The organism is Pseudomonas lini, from assembly GCF_030812475.1.
GTDB lineage: Bacteria > Pseudomonadota > Gammaproteobacteria > Pseudomonadales > Pseudomonadaceae > Aquipseudomonas > Aquipseudomonas lini_A.
Map to the genome: position 1 here is coordinate 56,768 of NZ_JAUSSR010000017.1, position 23,635 is coordinate 80,402.

The 23,635-nt window shown below is 59.4% G+C and carries 21 protein-coding genes, 4 tRNA genes and 2 pseudogenes; 9 read left to right on the top strand and 18 right to left on the bottom strand.

The features are described from left to right. Positions 1–71 precede the first annotated feature (71 nt). From J2W17_RS26920 to J2W17_RS26935, 4 genes and pseudogenes are all read right to left on the bottom strand, one after another. Positions 72–851: an ABC transporter permease gene (locus tag J2W17_RS26920; protein ID WP_307341952.1), complete on the bottom strand. Its 780-nt coding sequence runs from the start codon at positions 849–851 to the stop codon at positions 72–74. Beyond that, a complete protein-coding gene (locus tag J2W17_RS26925; RefSeq protein ID WP_307341955.1) occupies positions 848–1,780 on the bottom strand; it encodes an ABC transporter ATP-binding protein in 933 nt (310 codons plus the stop codon). The genes J2W17_RS26920 and J2W17_RS26925 overlap by 4 nt, the downstream gene beginning before the upstream one ends. Positions 1,781–1,913: 133 nt before the next feature. Continuing rightward, positions 1,914–2,537 (bottom strand): glutathione S-transferase family protein, encoded by a 624-nt coding sequence (locus J2W17_RS26930; RefSeq protein ID WP_307341957.1) that lies wholly within the window; start codon positions 2,535–2,537, stop codon positions 1,914–1,916. 96 nt (positions 2,538–2,633) lie between these two features. Further along, positions 2,634–2,750 (bottom strand): annotated as a pseudogene (locus J2W17_RS26935) (cysteine protease); the annotation flags it as partial. A 249-nt stretch (positions 2,751–2,999) separates the two neighbouring features. Here J2W17_RS26935 and J2W17_RS26940 point away from each other — a divergent pair. Together J2W17_RS26940 and J2W17_RS26945 are read left to right on the top strand one after the other, a co-directional pair. Beyond that, entirely contained in the window at positions 3,000–5,447 is a 2,448-nt protein-coding gene (locus tag J2W17_RS26940; RefSeq protein WP_307341961.1) for an acyl-CoA dehydrogenase, read from the top strand. A 74-nt stretch (positions 5,448–5,521) separates the two neighbouring features. After that, on the top strand, positions 5,522–5,929 hold the full coding sequence (locus tag J2W17_RS26945) for a PA2817 family protein (protein ID WP_307341964.1): 408 nt from the start codon (positions 5,522–5,524) through the stop codon (positions 5,927–5,929). A gap of 186 nt (positions 5,930–6,115) precedes the next feature. On the opposite strand, the gene J2W17_RS26950 is transcribed toward J2W17_RS26945, so the two are convergent. Further along, complete coding sequence (locus tag J2W17_RS26950; RefSeq protein WP_307341967.1) at positions 6,116–7,105, bottom strand: LysR family transcriptional regulator; 990 nt, start codon at positions 7,103–7,105, stop codon at positions 6,116–6,118. Positions 7,106–7,196: 91 nt separating this feature from the next. Between J2W17_RS26950 and J2W17_RS26955 the strand changes: the two genes are divergently transcribed. The 3 genes from J2W17_RS26955 (at position 7,197) to J2W17_RS26965 (ending at position 9,327) form a co-directional block, all read left to right on the top strand. Further along, positions 7,197–7,823 carry an alanyl-tRNA editing protein gene (locus tag J2W17_RS26955; protein ID WP_307341969.1) on the top strand — a complete coding sequence of 209 codons (627 nt, stop codon included), beginning with the start codon at positions 7,197–7,199 and terminating at the stop codon, positions 7,821–7,823. Positions 7,824–7,916: 93 nt separating this feature from the next. After that, the gene (locus tag J2W17_RS26960) at positions 7,917–8,687 is read left to right on the top strand and encodes a 2OG-Fe(II) oxygenase (RefSeq protein WP_307341971.1); all 771 of its coding nucleotides are present in this window, start codon (positions 7,917–7,919) and stop codon (positions 8,685–8,687) included. A gap of 1 nt (position 8,688) precedes the next feature. Continuing rightward, positions 8,689–9,327, top strand: coding sequence for a LysE family translocator (locus J2W17_RS26965; RefSeq protein WP_307341974.1), 639 nt, complete (start codon positions 8,689–8,691; stop codon positions 9,325–9,327). Between the two features lie 46 nt (positions 9,328–9,373). On the opposite strand, the gene J2W17_RS26970 is transcribed toward J2W17_RS26965, so the two are convergent. Continuing rightward, the gene (locus J2W17_RS26970) at positions 9,374–10,504 is read right to left on the bottom strand and encodes an MATE family efflux transporter (protein WP_307341977.1); all 1,131 of its coding nucleotides are present in this window, start codon (positions 10,502–10,504) and stop codon (positions 9,374–9,376) included. 241 nt (positions 10,505–10,745) lie between these two features. Between J2W17_RS26970 and cqsA the strand changes: the two genes are divergently transcribed. Further along, positions 10,746–11,972, top strand: a complete 1,227-nt coding sequence (gene cqsA, locus J2W17_RS26975) for an alpha-hydroxyketone-type quorum-sensing autoinducer synthase (protein ID WP_307341980.1) — start codon at positions 10,746–10,748, stop codon at positions 11,970–11,972. 147 nt (positions 11,973–12,119) lie between these two features. Here the strand turns inward: cqsA and J2W17_RS26980 are convergent. From J2W17_RS26980 to J2W17_RS26995, 4 genes are all read right to left on the bottom strand, one after another. Next, positions 12,120–12,195, bottom strand: a tRNA-Gly gene (locus J2W17_RS26980). Positions 12,196–12,198: 3 nt separating this feature from the next. Next, positions 12,199–12,274 (bottom strand) — tRNA-Glu (locus J2W17_RS26985). A gap of 104 nt (positions 12,275–12,378) precedes the next feature. Then, positions 12,379–12,454: transfer RNA gene (locus J2W17_RS26990), tRNA-Gly, on the bottom strand. A gap of 2 nt (positions 12,455–12,456) precedes the next feature. Then, a tRNA-Glu gene (locus tag J2W17_RS26995) sits at positions 12,457–12,532 on the bottom strand. A gap of 401 nt (positions 12,533–12,933) precedes the next feature. On the opposite strand from J2W17_RS26995, the gene J2W17_RS27000 reads away from it, so the two are divergent. Then, positions 12,934–13,692 carry a hypothetical protein gene (locus tag J2W17_RS27000; RefSeq protein ID WP_307341983.1) on the top strand — a complete coding sequence of 253 codons (759 nt, stop codon included), beginning with the start codon at positions 12,934–12,936 and terminating at the stop codon, positions 13,690–13,692. 562 nt (positions 13,693–14,254) lie between these two features. On the opposite strand, the gene J2W17_RS31190 is transcribed toward J2W17_RS27000, so the two are convergent. From J2W17_RS31190 to J2W17_RS27015, 4 genes and pseudogenes are all read right to left on the bottom strand, one after another. Further along, positions 14,255–15,136 (bottom strand): methyl-accepting chemotaxis protein, encoded by an 882-nt coding sequence (locus tag J2W17_RS31190; RefSeq protein WP_373460043.1) that lies wholly within the window; start codon positions 15,134–15,136, stop codon positions 14,255–14,257. After that, a pseudogene (locus J2W17_RS31195) lies at positions 15,116–16,219 on the bottom strand (HAMP domain-containing protein); the annotation flags it as partial. The pseudogene J2W17_RS31195 and the gene J2W17_RS31190, both read right to left, overlap by 21 nt. Positions 16,220–16,327: 108 nt before the next feature. Further along, positions 16,328–17,719, bottom strand: a complete 1,392-nt coding sequence (locus J2W17_RS27010; RefSeq protein WP_307341987.1) for an aminotransferase-like domain-containing protein — start codon at positions 17,717–17,719, stop codon at positions 16,328–16,330. A gap of 284 nt (positions 17,720–18,003) precedes the next feature. Beyond that, positions 18,004–18,765 carry an SDR family oxidoreductase gene (locus J2W17_RS27015; RefSeq protein WP_307341989.1) on the bottom strand — a complete coding sequence of 254 codons (762 nt, stop codon included), beginning with the start codon at positions 18,763–18,765 and terminating at the stop codon, positions 18,004–18,006. Positions 18,766–18,864: 99 nt separating this feature from the next. Here J2W17_RS27015 and J2W17_RS27020 point away from each other — a divergent pair, with 99 nt between their 5' ends. Both J2W17_RS27020 and J2W17_RS27025 read left to right on the top strand, forming a co-directional pair. Further along, positions 18,865–19,002, top strand: coding sequence for a hypothetical protein (locus J2W17_RS27020; protein ID WP_307341992.1), 138 nt, complete (start codon positions 18,865–18,867; stop codon positions 19,000–19,002). Next, on the top strand, positions 18,999–20,003 hold the full coding sequence (locus tag J2W17_RS27025; RefSeq protein ID WP_307341995.1) for an NADP-dependent oxidoreductase: 1,005 nt from the start codon (positions 18,999–19,001) through the stop codon (positions 20,001–20,003). The genes J2W17_RS27020 and J2W17_RS27025 overlap by 4 nt, the downstream gene beginning before the upstream one ends. 139 nt (positions 20,004–20,142) lie before the next feature. Here J2W17_RS27025 and pyrF read toward each other — a convergent pair whose 3' ends face one another. From pyrF to J2W17_RS27045, 4 genes are all read right to left on the bottom strand, one after another. Further along, complete coding sequence (pyrF, locus tag J2W17_RS27030) at positions 20,143–20,841, bottom strand: orotidine-5'-phosphate decarboxylase (RefSeq protein ID WP_008148060.1); 699 nt, start codon at positions 20,839–20,841, stop codon at positions 20,143–20,145. 189 nt (positions 20,842–21,030) lie between these two features. After that, positions 21,031–22,086 carry an AI-2E family transporter gene (locus J2W17_RS27035; protein ID WP_150799828.1) on the bottom strand — a complete coding sequence of 352 codons (1,056 nt, stop codon included), beginning with the start codon at positions 22,084–22,086 and terminating at the stop codon, positions 21,031–21,033. 69 nt (positions 22,087–22,155) lie between these two features. Further along, on the bottom strand, positions 22,156–22,962 hold the full coding sequence (locus J2W17_RS27040; RefSeq protein WP_307341998.1) for a DUF4892 domain-containing protein: 807 nt from the start codon (positions 22,960–22,962) through the stop codon (positions 22,156–22,158). An 8-nt stretch (positions 22,963–22,970) separates the two neighbouring features. Further along, positions 22,971–23,630 carry a glutathione S-transferase family protein gene (locus tag J2W17_RS27045; protein ID WP_307342001.1) on the bottom strand — a complete coding sequence of 220 codons (660 nt, stop codon included), beginning with the start codon at positions 23,628–23,630 and terminating at the stop codon, positions 22,971–22,973. Positions 23,631–23,635 lie beyond the last annotated feature (5 nt).

The window sequence follows — 23,635 nt, forward strand, 5'->3', positions numbered from 1 at the left end:
CACATTATTTGTGATCGACACAGATCCCTGTGGGAGCGAGCCTGCTCGCGAAGCAGTCGACTCGGTATCCCTTACGTGCGCATCCCGCGCCCACTCACCAGCAACCGCGCACAGCCGATATACAACACCACGGTCGCCACCAGCATGAAGGTAACCGCCACGCTGATGCGGATATCCGAAACGCCCAGAATCCCGTAACGGAAGGCGTTGACCATGTGCAGCACCGGGTTGGCCAGGGACACGGTTTGCCAGAACGGCGGCAGCAAACTGATCGAGTAAAACACCCCGCCCAGGTACGTCAGCGGTGTCAGCACGAAGGTCGGGATGATCGAGATATCATCGAAGTTGCGCGCGAACACCGCGTTGATGAAGCCCAGCAGCGAAAAGATGGTCGCCGTCAGCACCACCACCAGAATGGTCACCCCCAGGTGATGCACCTGCAACTGGGTGAAGAACAACGACAGCAGCGTCACGATGAGCCCGACCATCAACCCGCGCAGCACGCCACCCAGGGTGTAGCCGATCAGAATCGTGTGCGGCGACACCGGCGACACCATCAATTCCTCGATGGAACGCTGGAATTTGCTGCCGAAGAAACTCGAGACCACATTGCCGTAGGAGTTGGTGATCACCGACATCATGATCAGCCCCGGCACGATGTACTCCATATAAGTGAAGCCACCCATGTCACCTATCTGCCGACCGATCAGGTTGCCGAAGATCACGAAGTACAGAACCATGGTAATGGCCGGCGGCAGCAAGGTCTGCGGCCAGATCCGGGTGAAGCGTTTGATCTCACGATAAACGATGGTATTGAGGGCAACGAGATTGGGTTGCAGCTCGGAATTCATACCGCCACCTTCGACAGATTTTTCTCCACCAAGGACACGAACAACTCCTCGAGGCGATTGGTTTTGTTACGCAGGCTCAGCACTTCGATGTTCTGCAGCGCTAATTGGGTAAACAGCGCCGTAATGCCCATGGTCTTGTCCACCTGGACTTCCAGGGTGTGACTGTCGAGCAACCTGGTGGCGTAGCCGAGCAACTGCGGCGCCACTTTCAGATCGTTTTTGATGTCGAGCAAGAAGGTTTCAACATGCAGTTGGCCGAGCAACTGCTTCATGCTGGTGTTCTCGACGATGGTGCCGTGATCGATGATGCCGATGTTGCGGCACAACTGCTCAGCCTCTTCCAGGTAGTGGGTGGTGAGGATGATGGTGATGCCTTTCTTGTTCAGCTCGGTGAGGAAGGTCCACATCGAGCGACGCAGTTCGATATCCACTCCCGCCGTCGGTTCATCGAGGATCAGCAGGCGCGGTTCATGCACCAGCGCGCGGGCGATCATCAGCCGGCGCTTCATGCCGCCAGACAGCGAGCGGGATGGCACATCGCGCTTGTCCCACAGGCCGAGCTGGGTCAGATATTGCTCGGCCCGCTCCTTGGCGATTTTCGGCGGGATGCCGTAGTAACCGGCCTGGGTCACGACGATATCGAACGTCTTTTCGAACTGGTTGAAGTTGAATTCCTGCGGCACGACGCCGATGGAGCGCTTGAGCTGCGCAGGATTCTTGTCCAGATCGTTGCCGAAGATATTCACCGTGCCGCTGGTCTTGTTCACCAGGGTCGAGAGAATGCCGATGGTCGTGGATTTGCCGGCCCCGTTAGGGCCAAGCAATGCGAAGAAATCACCTTCGGCAACGTCCAGATCGATACCACTCAAGGCCTGGAAACCGTTGCCGTAGGTTTTGGTTAGCTGCCGGATGGACAGAGCGGAACTCATATCGGATTTACGCACCAGGAAGGGAAGAAAGGAATAAATAAGGGTGGGCGGCGAGCATTGCAACCGCAGCACATGGACGCAATGGTGCTTGTCGCCGCCACACAAGTACAGTCAAGCGTGTCGATAGTGAGTATTAAGTCAACGCGGTCATGACGGCTTTCCGATAGGCCGGACGCTGCTTCAGTCGTGCGTACCAGGCTTCTACATGAGGCTGCGGCGCACGCTCGATCGGCATCTCGAACCAGGCATAAATGAAACTGCCGAGGGGAATGTCGCCCATCCCGATTTCATCGCCCGACAGATAAGCCTGGGCCGCCAGCGCTTGATCGGCCATCGACAGCAGATCGTCACATTCCTTGATCGCAGCCTTGATGGCGGGCCAGTCCTGCTTGTCCGCCGGCGTGCGCAAAACGCCCCAGAATACCGTGCGGAACGGACCGGCAAAACTCGAAGTGGTCCAGTCCATCCACTTTTCGGCGGCAGCGCGGGACTGCGGATTCTCCGGGTACCAGGTCGTACCGTTGGCATGGCGGGCCAGCAGGTAGCGCACGATGGTGTTGGATTCCCACAACACAAAACCGTCGTCTTCGATCACCGGCACGCGCCCATTGGGATTCATCGCGCGGTATTGTGGCGTATCGACTACGCCAAAGGCGCCGCCGGCATCGATGGCTTCATAGGCCAGGCCCAGCTCCTCGGCGGCCCACAACGGTTTTCTGACATTCGATGAATTTTTCCGACCCCAGATCTTCAGCATGACCGCCTCTTTATGGATGAATGCGCAGGCAGCATACGCCGGATCAGGCGCGGCTCAAATCGCGCTGCATCTCACCCAACAGCACCGGCAGTTGCTGAGTTTGATCGCCTGCTCGAGCGGGTCTCGACTGCTGCCCCGATGTTTTTCGGCGAACTCCACCACCGACGGATGGTCACTATCGATGAAGCGGCCGGGACTCAGATACTCGTGCATGAGGACATTCTCCTGATGAAGCCACGAGTCTAGCGACAGGTTCAGCACAGAGATAACGACGTTTCGGCCAAACTTGAGCGCTTTGTCGCTTGCTCCATGAATGATTTTTCAGGGCCTGCCAACCATCGGTCCTACAAAATTCAACACCGTTTCCCACGATTTCAATCACATCGCTCTGACCATCCTGTTTTACGGATGCCGTCTAAGCTCTGAAGGCTGGTTTTGCCTTGGTTTCACGGAGGATTAAATATGCTGCTGTTGTGGATACTGGTTCTGGTTGTCGGGATAGCTTATCTGGCTCACCGCCGCGTCGCCCCGCTGCCGGCCATGGGCATCGTTGCGGTCTACCTGTTGGCGATGGGCCTTTTCAGCCGCGCCCCGGGTTGGTTGCTGCTGATTTTCTGGGTGTTGCTCGCTGCCGCCGCGGCCCCGCTATTGCTGCCCGACCTGCGCCGCAAATATTTCAGTGCGCCGATGTTCAACTGGTTCCAGAAAACCCTGCCGCCTATGTCGCCAACCGAACGCGATGCCATCGACGCCGGCACGGTGTGGTGGGACGGTGAGCTGTTCAGCGGTCGTCCGGACTGGGACAAGTTGTTGTCCTACCCCAAAGCGCAACTGAGCGAAGAAGAACAGGCCTTCATCGACGGCCCCACCGAAGAGCTGTGCGCCATGGTCAGCGACTGGCAGATCGGGCAAGACATGGACCTGCCGCCAGAAGCCTGGGCCCACATCAAGGAAAACGGCTTCTTCGCCCTGATCATCCCCAAGGAGTTCGGGGGCAAAGGGTTTTCCGCCTATGCCCACTCGCAAGTGGCGATGAAGCTGGCAACCCACAGCGGCGACCTCGCCTCCACGGTGATGGTCCCCAATTCCCTGGGCCCGGCCGAACTGTTGCTGCATTTTGGCACCGATGAACAACGCAACCACTACCTGCCACGACTGGCACGGGGTGACGACATCCCCTGTTTCGCCTTGACCGGTCCCCTGGCCGGCTCCGACGCTGGCGCGATGCCCGACACCGGGGTGATCTGCAAAGGACAATGGGAAGGCCAGGAAACCCTCGGCCTGCGCCTGAACTGGGAAAAGCGCTACATCACGCTGGGGCCGGTAGCCACTCTGCTCGGCCTGGCGTTCAAAGCCTACGACCCGGACCACCTGTTGGGGGACGAGGAAGACCTGGGCATCAGCCTGGCGCTGGTACCCACCGATACAGCCGGTGTCGAAATCGGCCGCCGTCACTTGCCGCTGGGTGCTTCGTTCATGAACGGCCCGAACTCGGGCAAGGACGTGTTCATTCCGCTGGACTTCCTCATCGGCGGCCAGGAAATGCTTGGCAAAGGCTGGATGATGCTGATGAACTGCCTGTCGGTCGGGCGTTCGATTTCCCTGCCTGCGGTCGGTACCGGCGCGGCCAAGTTCACCAGCCTGGTGACGGGCCAATATGCGCAGATTCGCGAGCAGTTCAACGTTCCGCTGTCGGCTTTCGAGGGTATTCAGGAAGCCATGGCACGCATCGGCGGCAATGCCTGGATGATGGACGCGGCGCGGATGCTGACCGCCAACGCGGTAGACCTGGGCGAGAAACCGTCGGTGCTGTCGGCGATTCTCAAGTATCACCTCACCGAACGCGGTCGCGAGTGCATCAGCCACGCCATGGACGTGCACGGCGGCAAGGCGATCATCATGGGGCCGAACAACTATCTGGGTCGCAGCTGGAATGGCGCGCCGATCTTCATCACCGTGGAGGGCGCGAACATTCTCTCGCGCAACCTGATGATCTTCGGCCAGGGCGCGATTCGCTGCCACCCTTTCGTACTCAAGGAAATGGCCCTCGCCGGTCGCGAAGACAAGGACCAGGCACTTACCGAGTTCGATGGCCTGCTGCTCAAGCACATCGGTTTTGCCGTGGGCAACGCCGCCAGCACTCTGGTGCTGAACCTCGGCCTCGGGCATTTCGAACATGCGCCGGGCAACAGGCTCAGCCAAGGCTACTTCCGCGCTCTCAATCGCCAGGCCGCGGCGTTTGCCATGCTCGCCGACCTGAGCATGATGTTGCTGGGCGGTGAGCTGAAACGCCGCGAACGCTTGTCGGCGCGCCTGGGGGACGTACTCAGCAACATGTACCTCGCTTCCGCCGCGCTCAAGCGTTACCACGACCTCGACTCACCGGACCATATGGCACCGCTGTTCACCTGGGCCATGGAAGAAAGCCTGGGTCAGTCGGAGCGTGCACTCGATGAACTGCTGAGCAACTTCCCCAACAGGGTATTGGGTTGCCTGCTGCGGGTAATCGTGTTCCCGCTGGGTCGTCGTCACAAGGGTCCCTCGGACAAGCTCGGCGCAGAAGTCGCGGCGGTGATTGGCCGGGTCAAGGGCGATCCGACCCTCGAAGAGTTGCTCGGCGGTTGCTATCGTCCACAATCGGCCGATGACGCCGTCGGCGCCCTGCAACACGCCTGCAATCTGTTGAACGCGGCACAGCCCTCGCAGAAAAAACTGCATGCCGGCCTCAAAAGCGGCCAGGTCAAACCAGCGGTCGGCGAACCCGTCATCGATGCGGCGCTGGAAGCTGGCGTACTGCAGCCCGGGGAGGCGCAATCCCTGCGTGATGCCGAAGCCGCGCGACGCAAGGTGATCGATGTCGATGATTTCGACAAAGAGGAACTGGCGCTGGCCAAAGGAAAGGTCCGCTGATCCCGTACACCATGTAAAAAAGAGCGCGGGCGCTTTATACTCCCGCGCCCGTTTTGCTCTTGAGGACTTATCTCGTGTCCAATGTCGTTGCCGATCATCTTGTCTTGCTCGACCACCTGCGCAGCATCCTGGTCGCCGTAGGTGAGGCCGAACAGGTGCCCGAAGAAAGCCATGCCTTGTTCCTGGAGCGCTTCGACGAACTGCGCGCGTTGCTGCCGGTCGATCCGATCGAAAGCCAATACCTGGGCCAGGACATTCTGTGCCAAGTGATCACCCGCTATCCGCAAATCGCCCACCTGGTCCCGCGCGACCTGCTGTGGTACTTCGCCGGTGACTGCCTGCACTACATGCCCGACGATGAGATCGACCTGTACCAGGCACTGGAAGAGCGTCGTTTCGAAGCCGAACAGAATGACGAACCCTTCGACTGGAACCAGGAAAAACAGCTGCTGGCGATGTCGAACGACGCGAGCAAGCACTGATTGCTGATCAGAAATGCAGAAGGCCCGCATGGTTGAACATGCGGGCCTTTTTTGTCATTACCGACTGCGGTGTCTGGGCGGACGCCTTCGCGGGCAAGCCCGCTCCCACAGGTTTTTGTGGTGAAGCTACGATCTCTGGCCTCACACAAATCACTGTGGGAGCGGGCTTGCCCGCGAAGAGGTCCGTCAAAGCAACCCATCACTTTCAGGTAGCTCATACTCCGCCGCGACTTTCCCGGGCTTGACCGGCTTGCTCAAGGTCGGCTCCTTCCCCAGGCACTCCACCAGATAGTCGATCAACACCCGAAGCTTGGGCGGCAGATAACGGGTCGGCGAATGCAGCAGCCAGGCGCCGCCATGGTAGGACGCGAGGAAGGTCCAGTCCGGCAACACCTGCACGATGAGTCCCTGCTCCAGCGCATGACGCGCAGTGAAATACGGCAGGCTACCAATCCCGATGTGCTGCAACACCGCCCCCAATCGCACACCGGTGTGATTGGCCGCATACCGCCCTCGTACACCGACGGTCACCGCCTTGGTGCCCTTCTTGAATTTCCACCGTGCATCGCTCGGGGTTTCGCCCAGGTAGATGCAACTGTGATCGAGCAAGTCGTGGGGATGGGACGGCGTGCCATGTTCGGCCAGGTACTGCGGCGTCGCGCAGAGCAAATGGTCGATGGTCAGCAGTTGCCGTCCCACCAGGCCGGCGGGTGGCCGGTCGGTAATGCGAATCGCCAGGTCGACGTTGTCGTCGATCAAGTCTACCTGACGGTCCTCGAGCAACAACTCCACATCGACTTTGGGATAACGCCGCAAAAATTCCGGCATATGCGGATGAATCACGAACCGCCCCACCGCTTTCGGCACACTGACGCGCACCAGCCCTTCCGCTTCGTGGGTGAACTGGCCGCTGATTTCCATCACCGACTTGGCTGCGCTGACCATGTCCTGGCAACGCTTGAACACTTCCTCGCCACCGTCGCTCAGCCGCAGTTTACGGGTGGTGCGTTGCAGCAAGCGGGTGGCGAGGGCCTTCTCCAGTCGCGAAATGCTGCGACTGATTGCCGAGGGTGAAGAACCCAGCTGGCGAGCCGCCTCGGAGAAACTGCCGGTCTCGACGACCTTGACGAAAATCGCCATTTCACCCAGCAGCGGCAGTGGAAGATTTATGCTCACAGCACAACAGTCCTTTGATGTTTGAACGGATTATCACGCAAATCCGCTCTCCATATAATGAAAAACAGAAACTTTGATAAGGTCATGGACTATGACGCTTCGCCTGTTTTTCCATAGTGATGATCTCAAGGCCGACGTGGAAGTGCTGGATTGCACGCCCTGCGAGAACGAATTTGCGGTGGTACTGCGCGCCACGCTGTTTCATCCTCAGGGTGGCGGGCAACCCTTCGACACCGGCTGGATTGGCGAAAGCCAGGTGTTGCGAGTGGTTCAGGATCCGGACCGAATCATCCATTTCGTCGATCGCCAGGTAAAACCCGGCATGACCCAGATCCGGGTCGACGAACAGCGTCGCCAGTTCAATACGCGCATGCACTCCGCCGGCCATCTGATCGGACACGTTGTTCAGGCCATGGGCTGGATACCGATCAAGGCGCATCACTGGCCAGGCGAAGGTCGAGTGCAGTTCAAACCGGAAGATTCGGCACAGGATGTTGATGCCCAAACTGTTCAGAACGGCACCGAGCAATGGATCGCCCACGACCTGCCACGCCTGACATCATTGCGCGAAGGCGCCAGGGAAATCGGGTTCGGTGAACTGCCCGCCTACGGTTGCGGCGGCACCCATGTACGTAGCCTGAAGGATCTGGGCGTGGTCTCGATCACTGCCGTTTCGCACAAGAAAGGAACGCTTTCGGTTCACTACGATGTGAACTGAGCAAGTTGACGATGCCTAACCCGGCATCGCGTGACGCCGAGGCAGCTTGCATTCGCAGGCTCCGTTGCCTCTCTGATAGATGGACCTGAAACCATGATGCTTGACGTCGAGCGTCTCGATGAGACGTGCATAAAAAAACTGGCCAACGAAGAGGTCCTCGCCATTCGCGTCAAAGGCTTGCTGCCCCGATCGCTGGCGATTCAGCTTGGCGACAAGATCCTCGCCCCCGGCTTCGAGGGTTACATCAACGCGTCCAGCATCGGTCGCATCGGCATGGCGTTTTATGAAGCGGAAAACCAGCCGTTGTTGATCGAGGATTATTTCGCCCGCGCCACCTGCAACATCGCGGAATTGCGCAACCGCTGTGCGCCCTACTCTTCCCCGGTCGACACCCTGCGCTGCATGCTCGACGAATCCTGGCCAGCGGGGGCGCACCTGGAAAATCTTTACGGGCGCAAAATGTATGTCGGGCTGTCCCGCGTGGTGAAGCCTGGCGTCTGCTTCCTCGCCCACCACGACATTTTCGCCAAGGATGCCCCGGACAGTTACCAGGCCCGAAGCCTGGAAGCGCAATTCGCCTGCAACGTTTACCTGAACATGCCCACCGAAGGTGGCGCATTGCAGATGTGGGACGACGACATTTCCCCGGACCAATTCGACGAAATGCGCGGCGACAGCTACGGCATCGACCCGGCCCTGCTTGGGCCTGCAGCTCTGGAGATTCGCCCCGAACCCGGCGACTTCATCATGTTCAACTCGCGCCGCATGCACTCGGTGACACCAGGTGTGGCAGACCCGCGCTTGAGCCTTTCGTTCTTTGTCGGCTATCGCGGCAATGCTTCACCCCTAACTTTCTGGAGTTGAGATGTTTTCCAATTACATGGGCGAGTTTCTGGCGCTGGCGATCATCCACTTCCTCGCCGTGGTCGCACCCGGACCGGACTTCGCGGTCACCATCCGTCAAAGCGTGCGTTTCGGCCGCCTGGTCGGGATTTGCACAGCGCTGGGCATCGGCGCGGGTATTTCCGTGCACGTGCTCTACACCCTGCTCGGCGTCGGCGCATTGATGAACACCACGCCCTGGCTGTTGACGGTGGCCAAGGTGGTGGGCGGTGTCTACATTCTGTACCTGGGCGTCAGCCTGGTGCGCAGCAAACCCAAGACCGTACTGGAAGGCGACAAAGGCACGGACCCACCGATGACGGAGCAAACACTGCTCAAGGCGTTCACCACAGGCTTCCTGACCAACGCCACCAACCCCAAGGCCACGCTGTTTTTCCTGGCGATCTTCACCAGCCTCATCAGCGCCACGACACCGCTCGAGGTTCAGGCGTTGTATGGGGTCTGGATGTGTTTCGTCAATGCCTTATGGTTTGTCATCGTCGCGCTGTTTTTTTCCAGCGCCCGGGTGCGGTTGCTGTTTCTGCGCATGGGACACTGGTTCGAGCGGACGATGGGGGTGGTCCTGATCCTGTTCGCCGGACGTTTGATGTTGTCCTGGTAACCCTTGCAGGAACAGGAGGAGGCTCGCTATCGCGAGCCTTCTCGCTTCAGCAAGTGACCGGCGACCTGATCCGGCTACTGAACATGAAACGCCAACCCATCAACAGGGTCGCCAGCGTCAAGGCCGTGATCAGCCCTACCCAGATGCCTTGAGGGCCCCAGCCCAACCCAAACGCCAAACCTGCCCCCAGCGGTACACCGACTCCCCAATAACAGAAAATAGCCAGCCACATCGGCACTCGAGTGTCCTGCAACCCTCGCAGCGCGCCTGCTGAAAGCATCTGCAAGCCATCAGGCAGTTGTAACGCCGCGCTATACAGCAGCAGTGTCGAAGCCAGCACTGTAACGGCGATATCGCGGCTATAAATACTCGCGATCGCGTCGCGCCCGATCAGTAATATCAGCACCATGATGCTCTGAGCGAACACAACAATCACGCACCCCGCCCAGGCAGCACGCCGGACGCCTGCCTGATCCCCGCATCCCAAGGCATGACCCACCCGAACGGTTGTAGCCTCTGCCACGGCGACCGGAATCATGAAACACAACTGCGCCAGGTTGACTGCAATCTGATGCGCAGCCAGATAAGTCGAGCCCAGCCGCCCGATCAACAGCGAGGTGACAATGAACAGACTGCCTTGCATCAGAATGGCAATGCCGATCGGCATCCCGGTTTTGAGCAGATCACCGATACCCGCTCGACGCGGAAGCTCAAAGCGATCGAACAGACACAGATGCGCCAATCGCGACCCACGCCACAGGTAAATTGCGAAAAACAGCGCCTGACACCACATCATCACCGCGGATGCGATGCCCAATCCTTGTGCGCCCAGCTCAGGGAATCCCAGCTTGCCATTGGCCAGTACATAACCTGTTGGCGCCAGGATCAGAAGACCACCAAGACCCAACACCATGGTCGGCCGCATCCAGTGCATGCCTTCACATAAATAGCGCATGCAAAAATACAGCGTCAGCGCCGGAACTCCCCAACGAACCGCCCGCAAAAACGCCTGGGCCCCTGGAATGATTTCTTCGGCGATGCCGGCGGGCGCGAGCAGAGTCGGCACCACGCTCAAGAAAGCAAACATCAACAACCCCATGAACAGCGCCAGCCAAAGCGCCTGGCGAAAAACCGGCGCGATTTCATGGACCTTGCCTGCACCGTGCAAGCGTGCCACTTTTCGCTGCAGAAAATCGCAAAAGTGAGGCGAAGACCGTTCGAGCGAACAGACAAGACGCTTGCGAATAGAAAACCTGCAGGAAAACGCCGCTTAACGAGTGGCGGACCCAAAATAACCAGTGATCTGTCGAATTTTCCAAAAAACTGTCAACTGTGACAGTAGCCAATGAGATCTACCTGGCGTTTAGTGCAACCAAGAGGATGTTTGCAAACCGGTCGCTCTTGAAAAGGGTTAATCCATGCCTGGCCCGCACCTCCGCCGCCCACAAAAAATCGTCAACGCTCCCTTACCTGACTTTGTTCAGTCGCGCATCGAAAGCCATACCATCGGACGAGTCCAGCAGCGATGGGCAGGTCAGCACCTGCTACGTGGTGCATCGCCTGGCGCCGATGCGCTGCATCTGTCGAGCAATGACTACCTGTGCCTGGCAAACGAGCGACAGATGATCGAAGCCCAGGCCCGCGCGATCCTCCAGGCCAGGCACCAACTTCTGATGTCTGCCGTTTTTCTCCAGGGCGACACGCCCATCGCCAGGTTAGAGCAACGCCTGGCGCAATTTATCGGTGCGCAAGACAGTATTCTCTGTCAATCGGGTTGGGCCGCGAATGTGGGGCTGATGCAGGCGATCGCCGGTCCGCATACCCCCGTCTATCTGGATATCCACGCGCACATGTCCTTCTGGCAAGGAGCACACGCCGCTCATGCGCGCTCAATCGCATTTGCCCATAACGATGCCGCTCATGCGGAGCGGCAGATAAAGAAACATGGCCAAGGGGTTATTGCAGTCGATGCCATCTACAGCACCAATGGCAGTCTTTGTCCTCTCACAGATTTCGCCGATGTTGCTCAACGACACCAATGCGTGCTGGTGGTCGATGAATCCCATTCACTCGGAACCCACGGGCCATATGGAGCGGGATTGGTTGCGCAGAATCAATTATTCGACAAGGTCCATTTCCAAACCGTCAGCCTCGCCAAGGCTTTCGCCGGACGTGCGGGCCTGATTACCTGTCCCGACAGTTTCAAGGATTACTTTGCCATGGAGTCCTACCCCGCCATTTTCAGCTCCAGCCTGCTGGATCACGAATTGACATGGTTTGAACAGGCTGCCGATTTTCTACAACACGCCGATGAACGTCGCAGGCGGCTGCATGCGATTACCCATCGCGCCAGAGCGGCATTCACGCAGTTGGGGTATGACGTCAGCGCTGGAACCGAACAGATTATTGCGCTGGAACCTGGAGCCGAATTACTGACCCTTCACTTGCGGGACGCCTTACAGACAAGAGGCATATTTGGCTCGGTTTTCTGCGCCCCGGCGACCGGGCTCAACCGGTCGTTAATGCGACTCTCCATGAACTGCGGGCTCACTGATGAGGAACTCGACCGTCTCATCGGGGCCTGCTGCGAGATTCGAGATGAAGTCAGCCTCAAGCGCTGGAGACGTTCTTCGTCAGCTGTCTGACTGATACGCTCGAGCGCAGTGCCGCTATCGTGCGGCGCCCCAACGTATATGTCCCGCTCAGTCTGACTGGAAGGCCTTCGTTGCTGCAACGGACACAAATCGCGCACAAACAAAAACGCCGCTCAATGAGCGGCGTTTTTGTGAATTTGGAGCGGGAAACGAGACTCGAACTCGCGACCCCGACCTTGGCAAGGTCGTGCTCTACCAACTGAGCTATTCCCGCAAATGGCGTCCCCTAGGGGACTCGAACCCCTGTTACCGCCGTGAAAGGGCGGTGTCCTAGGCCACTAGACGAAGGGGACACGCTGCCCGGAACACATGGTGTGTGTTTCGGTGCCCAGACCCGCATCCGAAGACTTGGTTCTGGTTTCACTCAGCTTTGCCCGAAAGCAACGCTGTTTAAAAATGGAGCGGGAAACGAGACTCGAACTCGCGACCCCGACCTTGGCAAGGTCGTGCTCTACCAACTGAGCTATTCCCGCAATGGCGTCCCCTAGGGGACTCGAACCCCTGTTACCGCCGTGAAAGGGCGGTGTCCTAGGCCACTAGACGAAGGGGACACACGTACAACATTCACTCCCTACCGCGTTTCGCTGTGTGCTTTACGCTGTAAGTGGCGCGCATTCTATGGATGGATTGAGAGGTCGTCAACCCCCAGATATAAATTTATTTAAATCAATGACTTCGCCCTGCTTTTAGACACCGATCCAGGTTTTCCAGTGACCGGCGTCTGGCGTCTGAATTCTGACGCACAGTCAGACGGCAAAGCGCTATAGTCCATTAACGCCCTGGATGATGGCGATATGCCTCTTACCCGACTATTACTTAAATAAGCCGGGTAGCGGCCGATACAGCATAAGGATAATCAATTCACCCCGTCGAGCGGTCGTAGGCGCTCCCCTGCCAAGCCACTACACTCGCACGCGAACCCCATAAAGAGGTCTTACCGGTGACGCCACTCATGATCACCCTGCTCGTCGTAGCCGGGATCGCACTATTGATTGCAATTGGCTACATGAACCATGTGGTGGAAAACAACAAGCTGGAAAAGGCCCGCACCCGGATCGAACTGAACGATCGCCTGCGTCGATGCGGCGAAATCACCGAGACTTTTCCCGGTCAGTTGATGACACCGGAACTCAAATTGCTGTTGACCCGTTTGGAGCTGAACGTCTGCCAGCGCCTGCTCAACCTGGAAAAATCCGACGCTGCAATGAAAGAACGGATTGCCGAATTGAATGCTCTGGTTGCCCAGGGCGAATCGATCCCGGTCAATAACCCGCCGGCACCGGTCGTGACCGAAGCCAAGGCCAAGGACGTACGCTTCCTGCTCGAAGCCCTGCACGGCCAGATCACCCGCGCCGCACATGATGGCTTCCTGCCAACCAACGAAGCCAAGCGCTGGATCCGCGAAGTCCGCCATCTCCTGGTGCTGCTGCACATCGAATTCTTCAACAACCTCGGCCAGCACTTCCTGCAACAGAACCAGCCGGGCCAAGCCCGCCTGGCATTCGAACGCGGCGTGCAGTACCTGCGCAAACAGCAGGACCCCAAGGTCTACTCCGGACAACTGGAACACCTGGAAAAACTCCTGGGCCGGGTCAACGCCCAGGTCATGGATAACAACGCGCCGGCTGATGGAGAAGTGAATCAGCTGACTGAAGGCCTGAAGGACGCCGAGGCTGATGCGGATTGGAAGAAGAAAGTTATTTACGACTGATTGGATGGCACGCCGCCGTCGCGGGCAAGCCTCAATGCCGGTCAACAAAGGAAATGTATGAGCGAGCCTGCTCGCGATGGACTCAAGAGCGCCGCGTTTAACCAGTAAACACGCATTATCGTTCACGACCATCGCGAGCAAGCTCGCTCCTACAGGGATTCGGGTACACCGGCGCTTCTCACCACTCATCAGGCCGAGCGTTAGCTCGCCTGCAGCGCTTGATCTTGATCCACCCGCCCCTTCGGGAGGCTGAGTGGAGGTGTTCATCCGGGGAGTGGCGCGCAGCGCCGTTCGACGCAGTCGAACACGCTGCATGTAGGTCGTCGCGAAGCAGACCGGAGGGCAGTGTCCCCGGATGGACACCGGAGCGAAGGAACGCCGAGCCCTAGCGAGGGGCCGGACGCTTGGGGCGAGCCTTTTTTTGCTTACTTTTTTTTGGCGTTTGAAAAAAAAGTGAGTCGCCGTAAGGGCGAAACCATAAGCGGCCATTACCGCAGCAACGGATATGTACTCAACCACCAAGAACCTGGTCGGCTACCAGGCCGCCAAGTCCAAGCGCACATCAAAGCCGAAAGTGCCCAACCATCCCCTTCAACTCAACCCCCAACTGCGCCAGCTCAACACTGGACGCCGCATTCCCCTGCATCGCCAACGAAGACTGGTCCGCACTGGCGCGAATACTCGTCACACTGCGATTGATCTCCTCGGCCACCGAACTCTGCTCCTCGGCAGCCGCCGCGATCTGCTGGTTCATTTGCTGAATCAACGATACCGCCGCAGCAATACTGCCCAGCGCACTCTCAGTCTGCAACGCATCGCTGACGGCCAGCTTCACCAACTCACCACTGTTCTGAATCTGCTGTACCGACGAGTGCGCCGCCGAACGCAAGGCGCTGACCAGTCGTTCGATCTCCTCCGTCGATTGCTGGGTCCGTTTGGCCAATGCGCGCACTTCATCGGCCACCACCGCAAAGCCCCGGCCTTGCTCGCCGGCCCGCGCCGCCTCGATAGCGGCGTTGAGCGCCAACAGATTGGTTTGCTCGGCCACGCTCTTGATGACACTGAGCACCGTACCGATGTTCTGGATTTGCGCACTCAAGCTTTCGATACTCGAACTGGCCGAGGTCGCGGAGTCTGCCAGTTGCTCGATCCGGGCCATGCTCTGACGCACTACCTGCTGGCCACTTTCAACCTTGTCGTCCGCCGTCTGCGCCGCCTGAGCGGCCTCTTCCGCGTTACGCGCAACGTCGTGCACGGTCGCGGTCATCTGATTCATCGCTGTAGCGACCTGATCGGTTTCTTCCTTTTGACTGCTGACTTCCAAATTGGTCTGTTCCGTCACCGCAGACAGCGATTGTGCCGAACTGGCCAGTTGCTCGATGCCGGCCTGCAAGCCGCTGACAATACTGCTGAGCCCGGCCCCCATCTGTTGCATGGCCTGCATCAATTGACCGATTTCGTCACGACGGGCCACTTCAACCGTTGTACTCAAATCACCAGCGGCAATCTGTTGCGCAACACGGATCACGCTGCGCAACGGTGCCACGATCAACCGGGTAATCACCCAGGCTGCAATCACCCCGACCAGCAAGGCCAGCGCCGACGAGCCGATGATCAGCAACGAATTCTTTTTCAATTCGGCCTGCATCAATTGGTCTTCGGTAACATAGGCTTTGTCCACTCGTTCCACCACATGCGTGGCGCGCTGATGCAGTTGCTCATAGACGATTTTTTCCTGGGCCAGCAGGCCCGTGTATTCGGCGAGTTTCTCGCTGAAACCGCCGATGTGACCGGCCACTTCATTGAGCACCGTCTGGTAGCCCTCATCCTTGATCGTGGTTTTCAGTTGCTCAGCCTGGGTCAGCGCCAGGTCGGCCTGCTCGATCTTGCCCTGCGCCGCGCTGTCGTCACCCTTGCGGCTCTGGTCCAGGCGCACGCGCGCTTCGTTCATGGCCTGCAACATCAGCCGCGACACCTGGCTGACCTGACTGGCTTGCTCGATAAACTGCGCGCCATCCTTGCCTGCGGATTCTTTCAAGGTGTAGGCGCCGTCATCGGCCAGCCCGGCCTGCAGCACATCGAGGTTATTGGCCACGCTGGACACCGACCAACTGGCCATTTCCAGCGCCAGGTCCTTGGACTGGCTGAGCGAGACGAACTCGTCAAAGGCCTTGCGATAGGCGTTCAGGGATTGCTCGACATCCTCCATCACCGGCACGTTTGCCGCGGACCGGGCCTTGAGTTCGGTCGCCAGGGCGATCAGGTCTTCCACGCCCTTGTGCAGGGCTTCGGCGGTCTTCGCATTGCCGCCCAACGCGTACTCCTGCTCAAGCAGTCGCACCTTGAGCAGACCGCTGTTGAGCGACGACATTTGCTTGAGCCCGTCGAAGCGCTGGCTGATGGTCTGCAGGGACCCTACGCCGATGGCTGCCACCACAGCGGTCAACAGCAGTACGAGTACAAACCCGATAGCCAGTTTTTTCGCCATACCGAGGTTGGCAAAACGTCCTTGCACGGCCGAAATCATTGCACCTGATCCCCTGATAGAGTCTATTGACGCAGAGTCGCAACGGGCCTGTATCAACACAAGTCTCTGGCATCGGAATAATGGCAAAAAGCTACGTCCCCGTCGTTTTCAGAACGCTTGAGGTCGATCCGCAGTGGTGGCCTGGAAAAACGCCAAGGCGCGCGGATCACTGGCATAGGCCACGTTGATACGCTGCCAGTCACCGGGCTGTCCAGTGGGACTGAAGGCCGTCGCTGAAGACAGCAGGACGCCGAAGCGCAGTGCCTGCGTCCGCACCTGAGCATAGTCGGCCATCCGTGATCGCGCCCAGATGAACAAGCCCCCGGCGGGCTTGCCGAAGACCTCCCACTCAGCATCTTCGAGCACTTGCAAGGCGGCCTCCCGGTCGCGGTTCAAACGCTGGCGCTGTCGCTGGACCAGCTTGCGGTAGGCACCACTGGCCAGCAGGCAAGCCAGCACCGATTCGCAGAACAGTGACGCGCCCATGCTACTCACCATCTTGACTTTGGCCAGTCGCGAAACAACCCCCGTGCCGGCGACCACAAAACCAACCCGCAACGAGCTGCTGAGGGTTTTGGAGAAACTGCCGACGTAAATCACGTTATCCGCGCAGTCCAGCGCGGCGAGCCGAGTACCTGGCCCGCCGGATAAATCGGCATAGACGTCATCTTCGACGACCAGCGCCCTGTGAGTTTTCGCCAGTTGCAAAACCCGCTGGGCCACTTTCGGCGTCAGGCTGCTGCCGGTTGGATTGTGGTAGAAACTGTTGATGAACACTGCTCGGGGCCGGTGCTGCAGGAGCAGCGCCTCGAGCACTTCGATATCGGGCCCGCTCGGCGTTCGCGGCACCTCGATCATGTGAACGCCGTGCAGCCGGAGCAGCTCGAACAGCATCGAGTACCCGGGACTTTCCACCACCACGCACTCCCCCGGCTTGAGCAAGGTGCGCACAATCAGATCAAGCCCCTGGCTGGCGCCCGCCGTTGTCAGTATCTGGTGTTCCTGTACGGCGATATCCAGTTGCAGCAGGCGCTTGAGAATGTGTTGGCGCAGGGCTGGCAGGCCCAACGGGGTACCGTAGTTGAACAGACCCGCCATGTCGGTGCGACTGATCTCACGGATCGCGTAACCCAGGTCGTCAGTCTCGCGCCAGCTTACGGGCAGTCCACCGCAGCCCAATTTCAGTTCACCAAAGACGTCATCGTGCTTTACCGCCGCCCCTTCGAACCAGGGGTAATCCCGTAGCCTGCGCGCAGCCAATGCCGGGTCGGCGACAAAAAATCCGCTACCCTGACGCGCCGCCAGCACCCCTTCAGCAACCAGACGCTCACACGCTTCAACGACACTGGACTGACTGAGCAGATTATCCCGCGCGATTTGCCGCGCAGAAGGTAAACGGGTTCCCGGCAATACTTCGCTTTGCCGGAGCCAGCCCGCCAGCGCATCGACTATTTGCTGGACGAGCGGCACCAAGGCCTGTCGATCGATTCTCAATTCCATGAGCAAGCAAACTCCTGTTCGTTTTGCTGGAACAGTTAATCACAGGAATACGCGATGGGATGTGCGACAACGCCGCCAGAATCTTCGGCCCTAACCATTGGAAACACATTGTCCGGCGCCCGATGTAGGAGCGAGCTTGCTCCGGGCGGCGTTCCGACGATAGACGTCAACGATAACGCGTTTCTTCTGAATAAACGCATCGTCCTTGAGACCATCGCGAGCAAGCTTGCTCCTACATCAGGGGCTTTACACCACTGTGGGGTTTTGCACCGCAGTGCCTGGCTTCAGAATGCCGTGACACCCCCGTCCACCGCCAACGAGTGGCCGGTGGTGAACGCTGCACCATCGCTGCACAGGTATAACACCGCGCTGGCTATCTCCTCGACCTTGCCGATGCGACCCACCGGGTGCATGGCATTGGCGAACTCGCCCTTCTTCGGATCCGCTTCATAGGCGCGACGGAACATGTCGGTATCGATCACTGCCGGACACACCGCATTCACGCGAATCTTTTTCCTGGCGTATTCGATGGCCGCCGATTTGGTCAGGCCGATCACCGCATGTTTGGAGGCGGCGTAGATACTCATCTTCGGCGCCGCTCCCAGGCCGGCCACCGACGCGGTGTTAACGATCGCACCACCGCCCTGGGCCAGCAGCAAGGGCAATTGGTACTTCATGCACAGCCAGACACCTTTGACATTGACGCCCATGATCGCGTCGAATTCGTCGATCGTACCCTCGACCAGTTTGCCTTTCTCGATCTCGATGCCGGCGTTGTTGAAGGCGTAGTCGAGACGGCCGTAGGTATTCACGACTTCGTCCATCAGATTTTTTACATCGCTTTCCAGGGTGACGTTGCAACGTACGAAGGTTGCCTCACCGCCCGCCGTACGAATCAACGCTACCGTGCCCTCGCCACCCGCCGTATCGAGGTCGGCCACCACTACTTTCAAGCCCTCTGCGGCAAATGCCTGGGCCATCGCGCGGCCAATACCGGCGGCCGCCCCTGTCACCACTGCCACCTGGCCGGAAAACGTCATGCTCATTGTTATGTCCTCGTAGAGAAGATGCGGGGGTTCGCTGGCGCAGTCTAGCCACAGGCATCCGTGGCGCGGCAGCACTATCAGAAGGCCGGTTGAGCGCCCATGGGTGACAGTGATACAACCGCCGGGCCAGCCATCACTGTTCTGGATCAGACTGCATTCGCGGCATCGGCGCGACTTGCAGCAAAGATCATCAAGGGCTATCAACAAGACTTCATTCATCTTGAGTGCCTGTCATGACTACCCAGACCAATCGCCAGTTCCTGCTCGCCAAACGTCCGGTGGGTGCGGCGACCCGCGAGACCTTTACCTATCAGCAAGTTCCGGTCGGCGAACCGGCCGCGGGTCAGATTCTGGTCAAAAACGAATACCTGTCCCTGGACCCGGCCATGCGCGGCTGGATGAACGAGGGCAAGTCCTATATTCCGCCAGTCGGTATTGGCGAGGTCATGCGTGCATTGGGTGTAGGCCAGGTCATTGCGTCGAACTCTCCGGGTTTTGCGGTCGGGGACTACGTCAACGGAGCCTTGGGCGTGCAGGATTATTTCCTCGGCGAGCCACGGGGTTTCTACAAGGTCGATCCGAAACTGGCGCCGCTGCCGCGCTATCTTTCCGCACTGGGCATGACCGGGATGACCGCCTACTTCGCCCTGCTCGACGTCGGTGCGCCCAAGGCCGGTGACACCGTGGTGCTCTCGGGAGCGGCCGGTGCGGTGGGCAGCATTGCCGGGCAGATTGCCAAGCTCAAGGGTTGCCGCGTCGTCGGCATCGCTGGCGGTGCCGACAAGTGCCAGTTCCTGATCGACGAACTGGGTTTTGACGGTGCCATTGATTACAAGAACGAAGACGTCCACGCCGGGCTCAAGCGCGAGTGCCCGAAAGGTGTGGATGTTTATTTTGATAACGTCGGCGGCGATATCCTCGACGCCGTGCTGAGCCGCCTGAACTTTAAGGCACGGGTGGTGATTTGCGGCGCCATCAGCCAGTACAACAACAAGGAAGCGGTCAAGGGTCCGGCCAACTACCTGTCGCTGCTGGTCAACCGCGCGCGAATGGAAGGTTTCGTGGTGATGGATTACGCCGCACAGTACGCCGCTGCCGCGCAGGAAATGGCGGGCTGGATGGCCAAGGGGCAGCTCAAGAGCAAGGAAGACATCGTCGAAGGGCTCGAGACGTTCCCGGAGACGCTGATGAAATTGTTCAGCGGGGAGAATTTCGGGAAGTTGGTGTTGAAGGTTTAACCCGACATCTGGAGACACCGCAAAACAACTGTGGGAGCGAGCCTGCTCGCGAAGACGGAGTGTCAGTCGACATTAATGTTGACTGATACACCGCTTTCGCGAGCAGGCTCGCTCCCACAGTTGAATCTTAGGCGTTTGGTTAAGCGAGCTCTGCCACCACAGCGGCGAGGGCCTTGGCCGGATCCGCCGCCTGGCTGATCGGACGGCCGATCACCAGGTAATCGGAACCGGCATCCAGCGCTTGACGCGGGGTCAGGATACGGCGCTGATCGTCCTGGGCGCTGCCCGCCGGACGGATCCCCGGGGTCACCAGTTGCAACGACGGGTGAGCCGATTTCAGGGCCTGGGCTTCCAGGGCCGAGCAGACCAGACCGTCCATCCCGGCTTTTTCCGCCAGTGCGGCCAGACGCAGCACCTGCTCCTGCGGCTCGATGTCCAGGCCGATTCCCGCCAGGTCCTCACGTTCCATGCTGGTCAGCACAGTCACGCCGATCAACAGCGGCTTCGGGCCGGTGCGCTGGTCGAGCACTTCGCGGCAGGCGGCCATCATGCGCAGACCACCGGAACAGTGCACGTTGACCATCCACACGCCCATTTCCGCAGCGGCCTTGACGGCCATCGCGGTGGTATTCGGGATATCGTGGAACTTGAGGTCCAGGAAGACTTCGAAACCCTTGTCACGCAGGGTGCCGACGATTTCCGAGGCGCAGCTGGTAAACAGTTCCTTACCGACTTTGACCCGGCACAGCTTCGGGTCCAACTGATCGGCCAGCTTCAGTGCGGCGTCACGGGTAGGGAAATCCAGGGCGACGATGATGGGAGTCTGGCAGGCGGACATGAGTGGGCTCTCAGGCAGGTCGAAATCGGCGCGCATTGTAGCGGAACCAGCGGCGCTGCGGGACCCGATGATAGGTAAATCGTCGGGGCGGCTCCAGCAAGCCTGGCTCTTGAGCCCCATTGTGTCGAATTCGATTCAACACGCCCGCGCCATCATCTGCCGGGACGAACCGCGCACCCACCAGGCCTCTCAAGGCCGGCGATCCTCGACCCGGGCCTGACTCTTGCTCCAGTCGGTCAGCAAGCTGTAAGCCACGGCCAACAAGGTCGGCCCGATGAACAACCCGATGAACCCGAACGCGATCAGCCCGCCAAACACCCCGAGCAACACGATCACCAGGGGCAAATTGCCGCCCCGACTGATCAGGTAAGGCTTGAGCACATTGTCGACCCCGCTGATGATGAACATCCCCCAGCACCCGAGGAACACCGCCATCCCGTAATCACCCTTCCAGGCCAGCCAGGCCGTGGCCGGAATCCACACCAGCGGCGGCCCCATCGGAATCAGACTCAGCAAAAAAGTGACGATCCCCAGCACCAGCGCCCCGGGCACCCCCGCAATCAGGAACCCGATCAACGCCAGTACCGCCTGGGCCGCCGCCGTCCCGATCACCCCGTTCACCACGCGCTGCACCGTTCCTGCCACCAGTTCGATGTAATAGCCGGCTCGATCACCGATCAGCCGCTGCAGCAACCCATGAACAAAAGCCGCCAGCCGCGGCCCGTCGCGGTAGAAAAAGAACACAAAGACAATGCTCAACGTCAGCTCGAGAATCCCGCCACCGATCTGCGCACTGCGCGCCAGCAACCAGTTACCGACCTGGCCCAGATAGGGCTTGATCGCCAGCATCATCGCCGCGCCCTGCTGGTCGATGCTGTTCCAGATCCCCACCAGGCGCTCGCCCACCAAGGGAATACTGCCCAGCCAGACCGGTGCTTCAGGCAGGCCATCGACCTGCACATCCTTGATGAACGCCGTGGCATCGCGCACATGGTCCGCCAGGTTGAACCCCAGCCATACCAGCGGCGCCGCCACCAGCACCATCCAGCCCATGGTCAACAGCGCCGCCGCCAGGGATTCGCGCCCGTTGAGCCAGCGGGTCAGCAAGCGCATCAGCGGCCAGCTGGCGAAGGCCAGCACCGCGCCCCAGAACAACGCGGACCAGAACGGCGCCATCACCCAGAAGCTCGCGCCAAACAGCACCAGGAGCAGGATCTGCACCAACAGCCGATCGTTATTGATCATCCCAGTCTCGAAAAAAGTCAGTCAGCCAAAAAAGCAGGTGAACATGCGAGCACATTCACCCGATACAGCTTATCGCAACAGTTCGAGGTGCAGGCCAGAGCCCTCGACACTGCCGGCTTCCATTCTGGCCGTACGCACGCCCCGCCCGATCAGGGCCTGGCGCCAGGCTTCGGCCTTGGGCCCGGAAACACTGACCCGCAAGGTGGTATCAAGATTCAATCCACGGGAGATCAAGCGCAGCCAGGTCTCGTCAGGCTCACCGGTCAATTGCGGAAAATCGAGTTCACCGGTGCTCTTGAGCTCGCGCAGCAATGTCGCGGACGTTGGCAGCAAATCGCCCAGCGGCGCCGCGGCCTCGAATTGTTCGACATGCAGATAGGCTTTACGATTGCCGCGGGTGATGCTGTAAAGCGCCACCAGTGTGTTGTCCCGGGGCGCCGCCAGACGCAATAGCAGATACGCTTGCCGATCGTCGGCACCATAGAGCTTGGCGTTGCCGAAGACATCATTGGCCCACAGGCTGCTTTCCCCGCAATCCCGGGCCTGGCACCAGAACAGCAACTGGGCATCCTGCTTCTGCAGGGATTCGCGGGCGGCAGTGAACGCATCGATTGACGAGTGCTCCGCAGGCAGCTCGTAGGTGACCGAAGTCGCAGTGCCACGGGCGCTGACCTGACCATCGAAGCGCAACTGACCGCTGATCTTGCGGATCGATCCCAGCGGGTAGATCCGCTCGAGCTCGGCGACCGGGCGATAGTCGACGATCTGCGCATCGGCCATGCGCGGCACGATCGGCAGGTCCTGACTGCCCGGGACATCGGCGGCAAACGATAAAGGACTGAAACAGCACAGTGCCAGCAGACTGAATGAACGCATGGTCAGGCTCATCGGATCAGCATGGCCTGGGCGCCTTTGACGACGCTGGCATCGTCGGTGCGTTCGGGCACCAGCAAACCACGCTGTACTGCCGGGCGCGCCTCCATGGTCGCCATCCAGCGTTGCAGGGCTGGCAAACCTTCCACGTCGACGCCGGACCACTCGTGGCCACGGACCCATGGAAAGGTCGCAATATCGGCGATGCTATACTCGTCCGCCAGGAACTCTACCGCTTGCAGGCGCGTGTCGAGCACTTCATAGAGACGACGGGTTTCATGCTGGTAACGGTCGATGGCACCCTGCAGTTTCTCCGGGAAATAGCGGAAGAACACGTTGGCCTGCCCCTGCATCGGGCCGATTCCGCCCATCTGGAACATCAGCCACTGCAGCACCACCGAACGCCCTTTCGGGTCAGTGGGCAGCAGCTTGCCGCTCAGTTCAGCGAGATAAACAAGGATGGCACCGGATTCGAATACGGCAAAATCGCCATTGGCACGGTCGACAATCGCCGGAATGCGGCCATTGGGATTGATCTTGAGGAAGACCTCGGATTTCTGTTCCTTCTTGTCGAAACTCAAGGCGTGCACCCTGTAGGGCAAGCCGAGTTCCTCGAGCACGATAGAGACCTTGTGGCCATTCGGGGTCGCAGCGGTGTAGAGATCTATCATGGTTG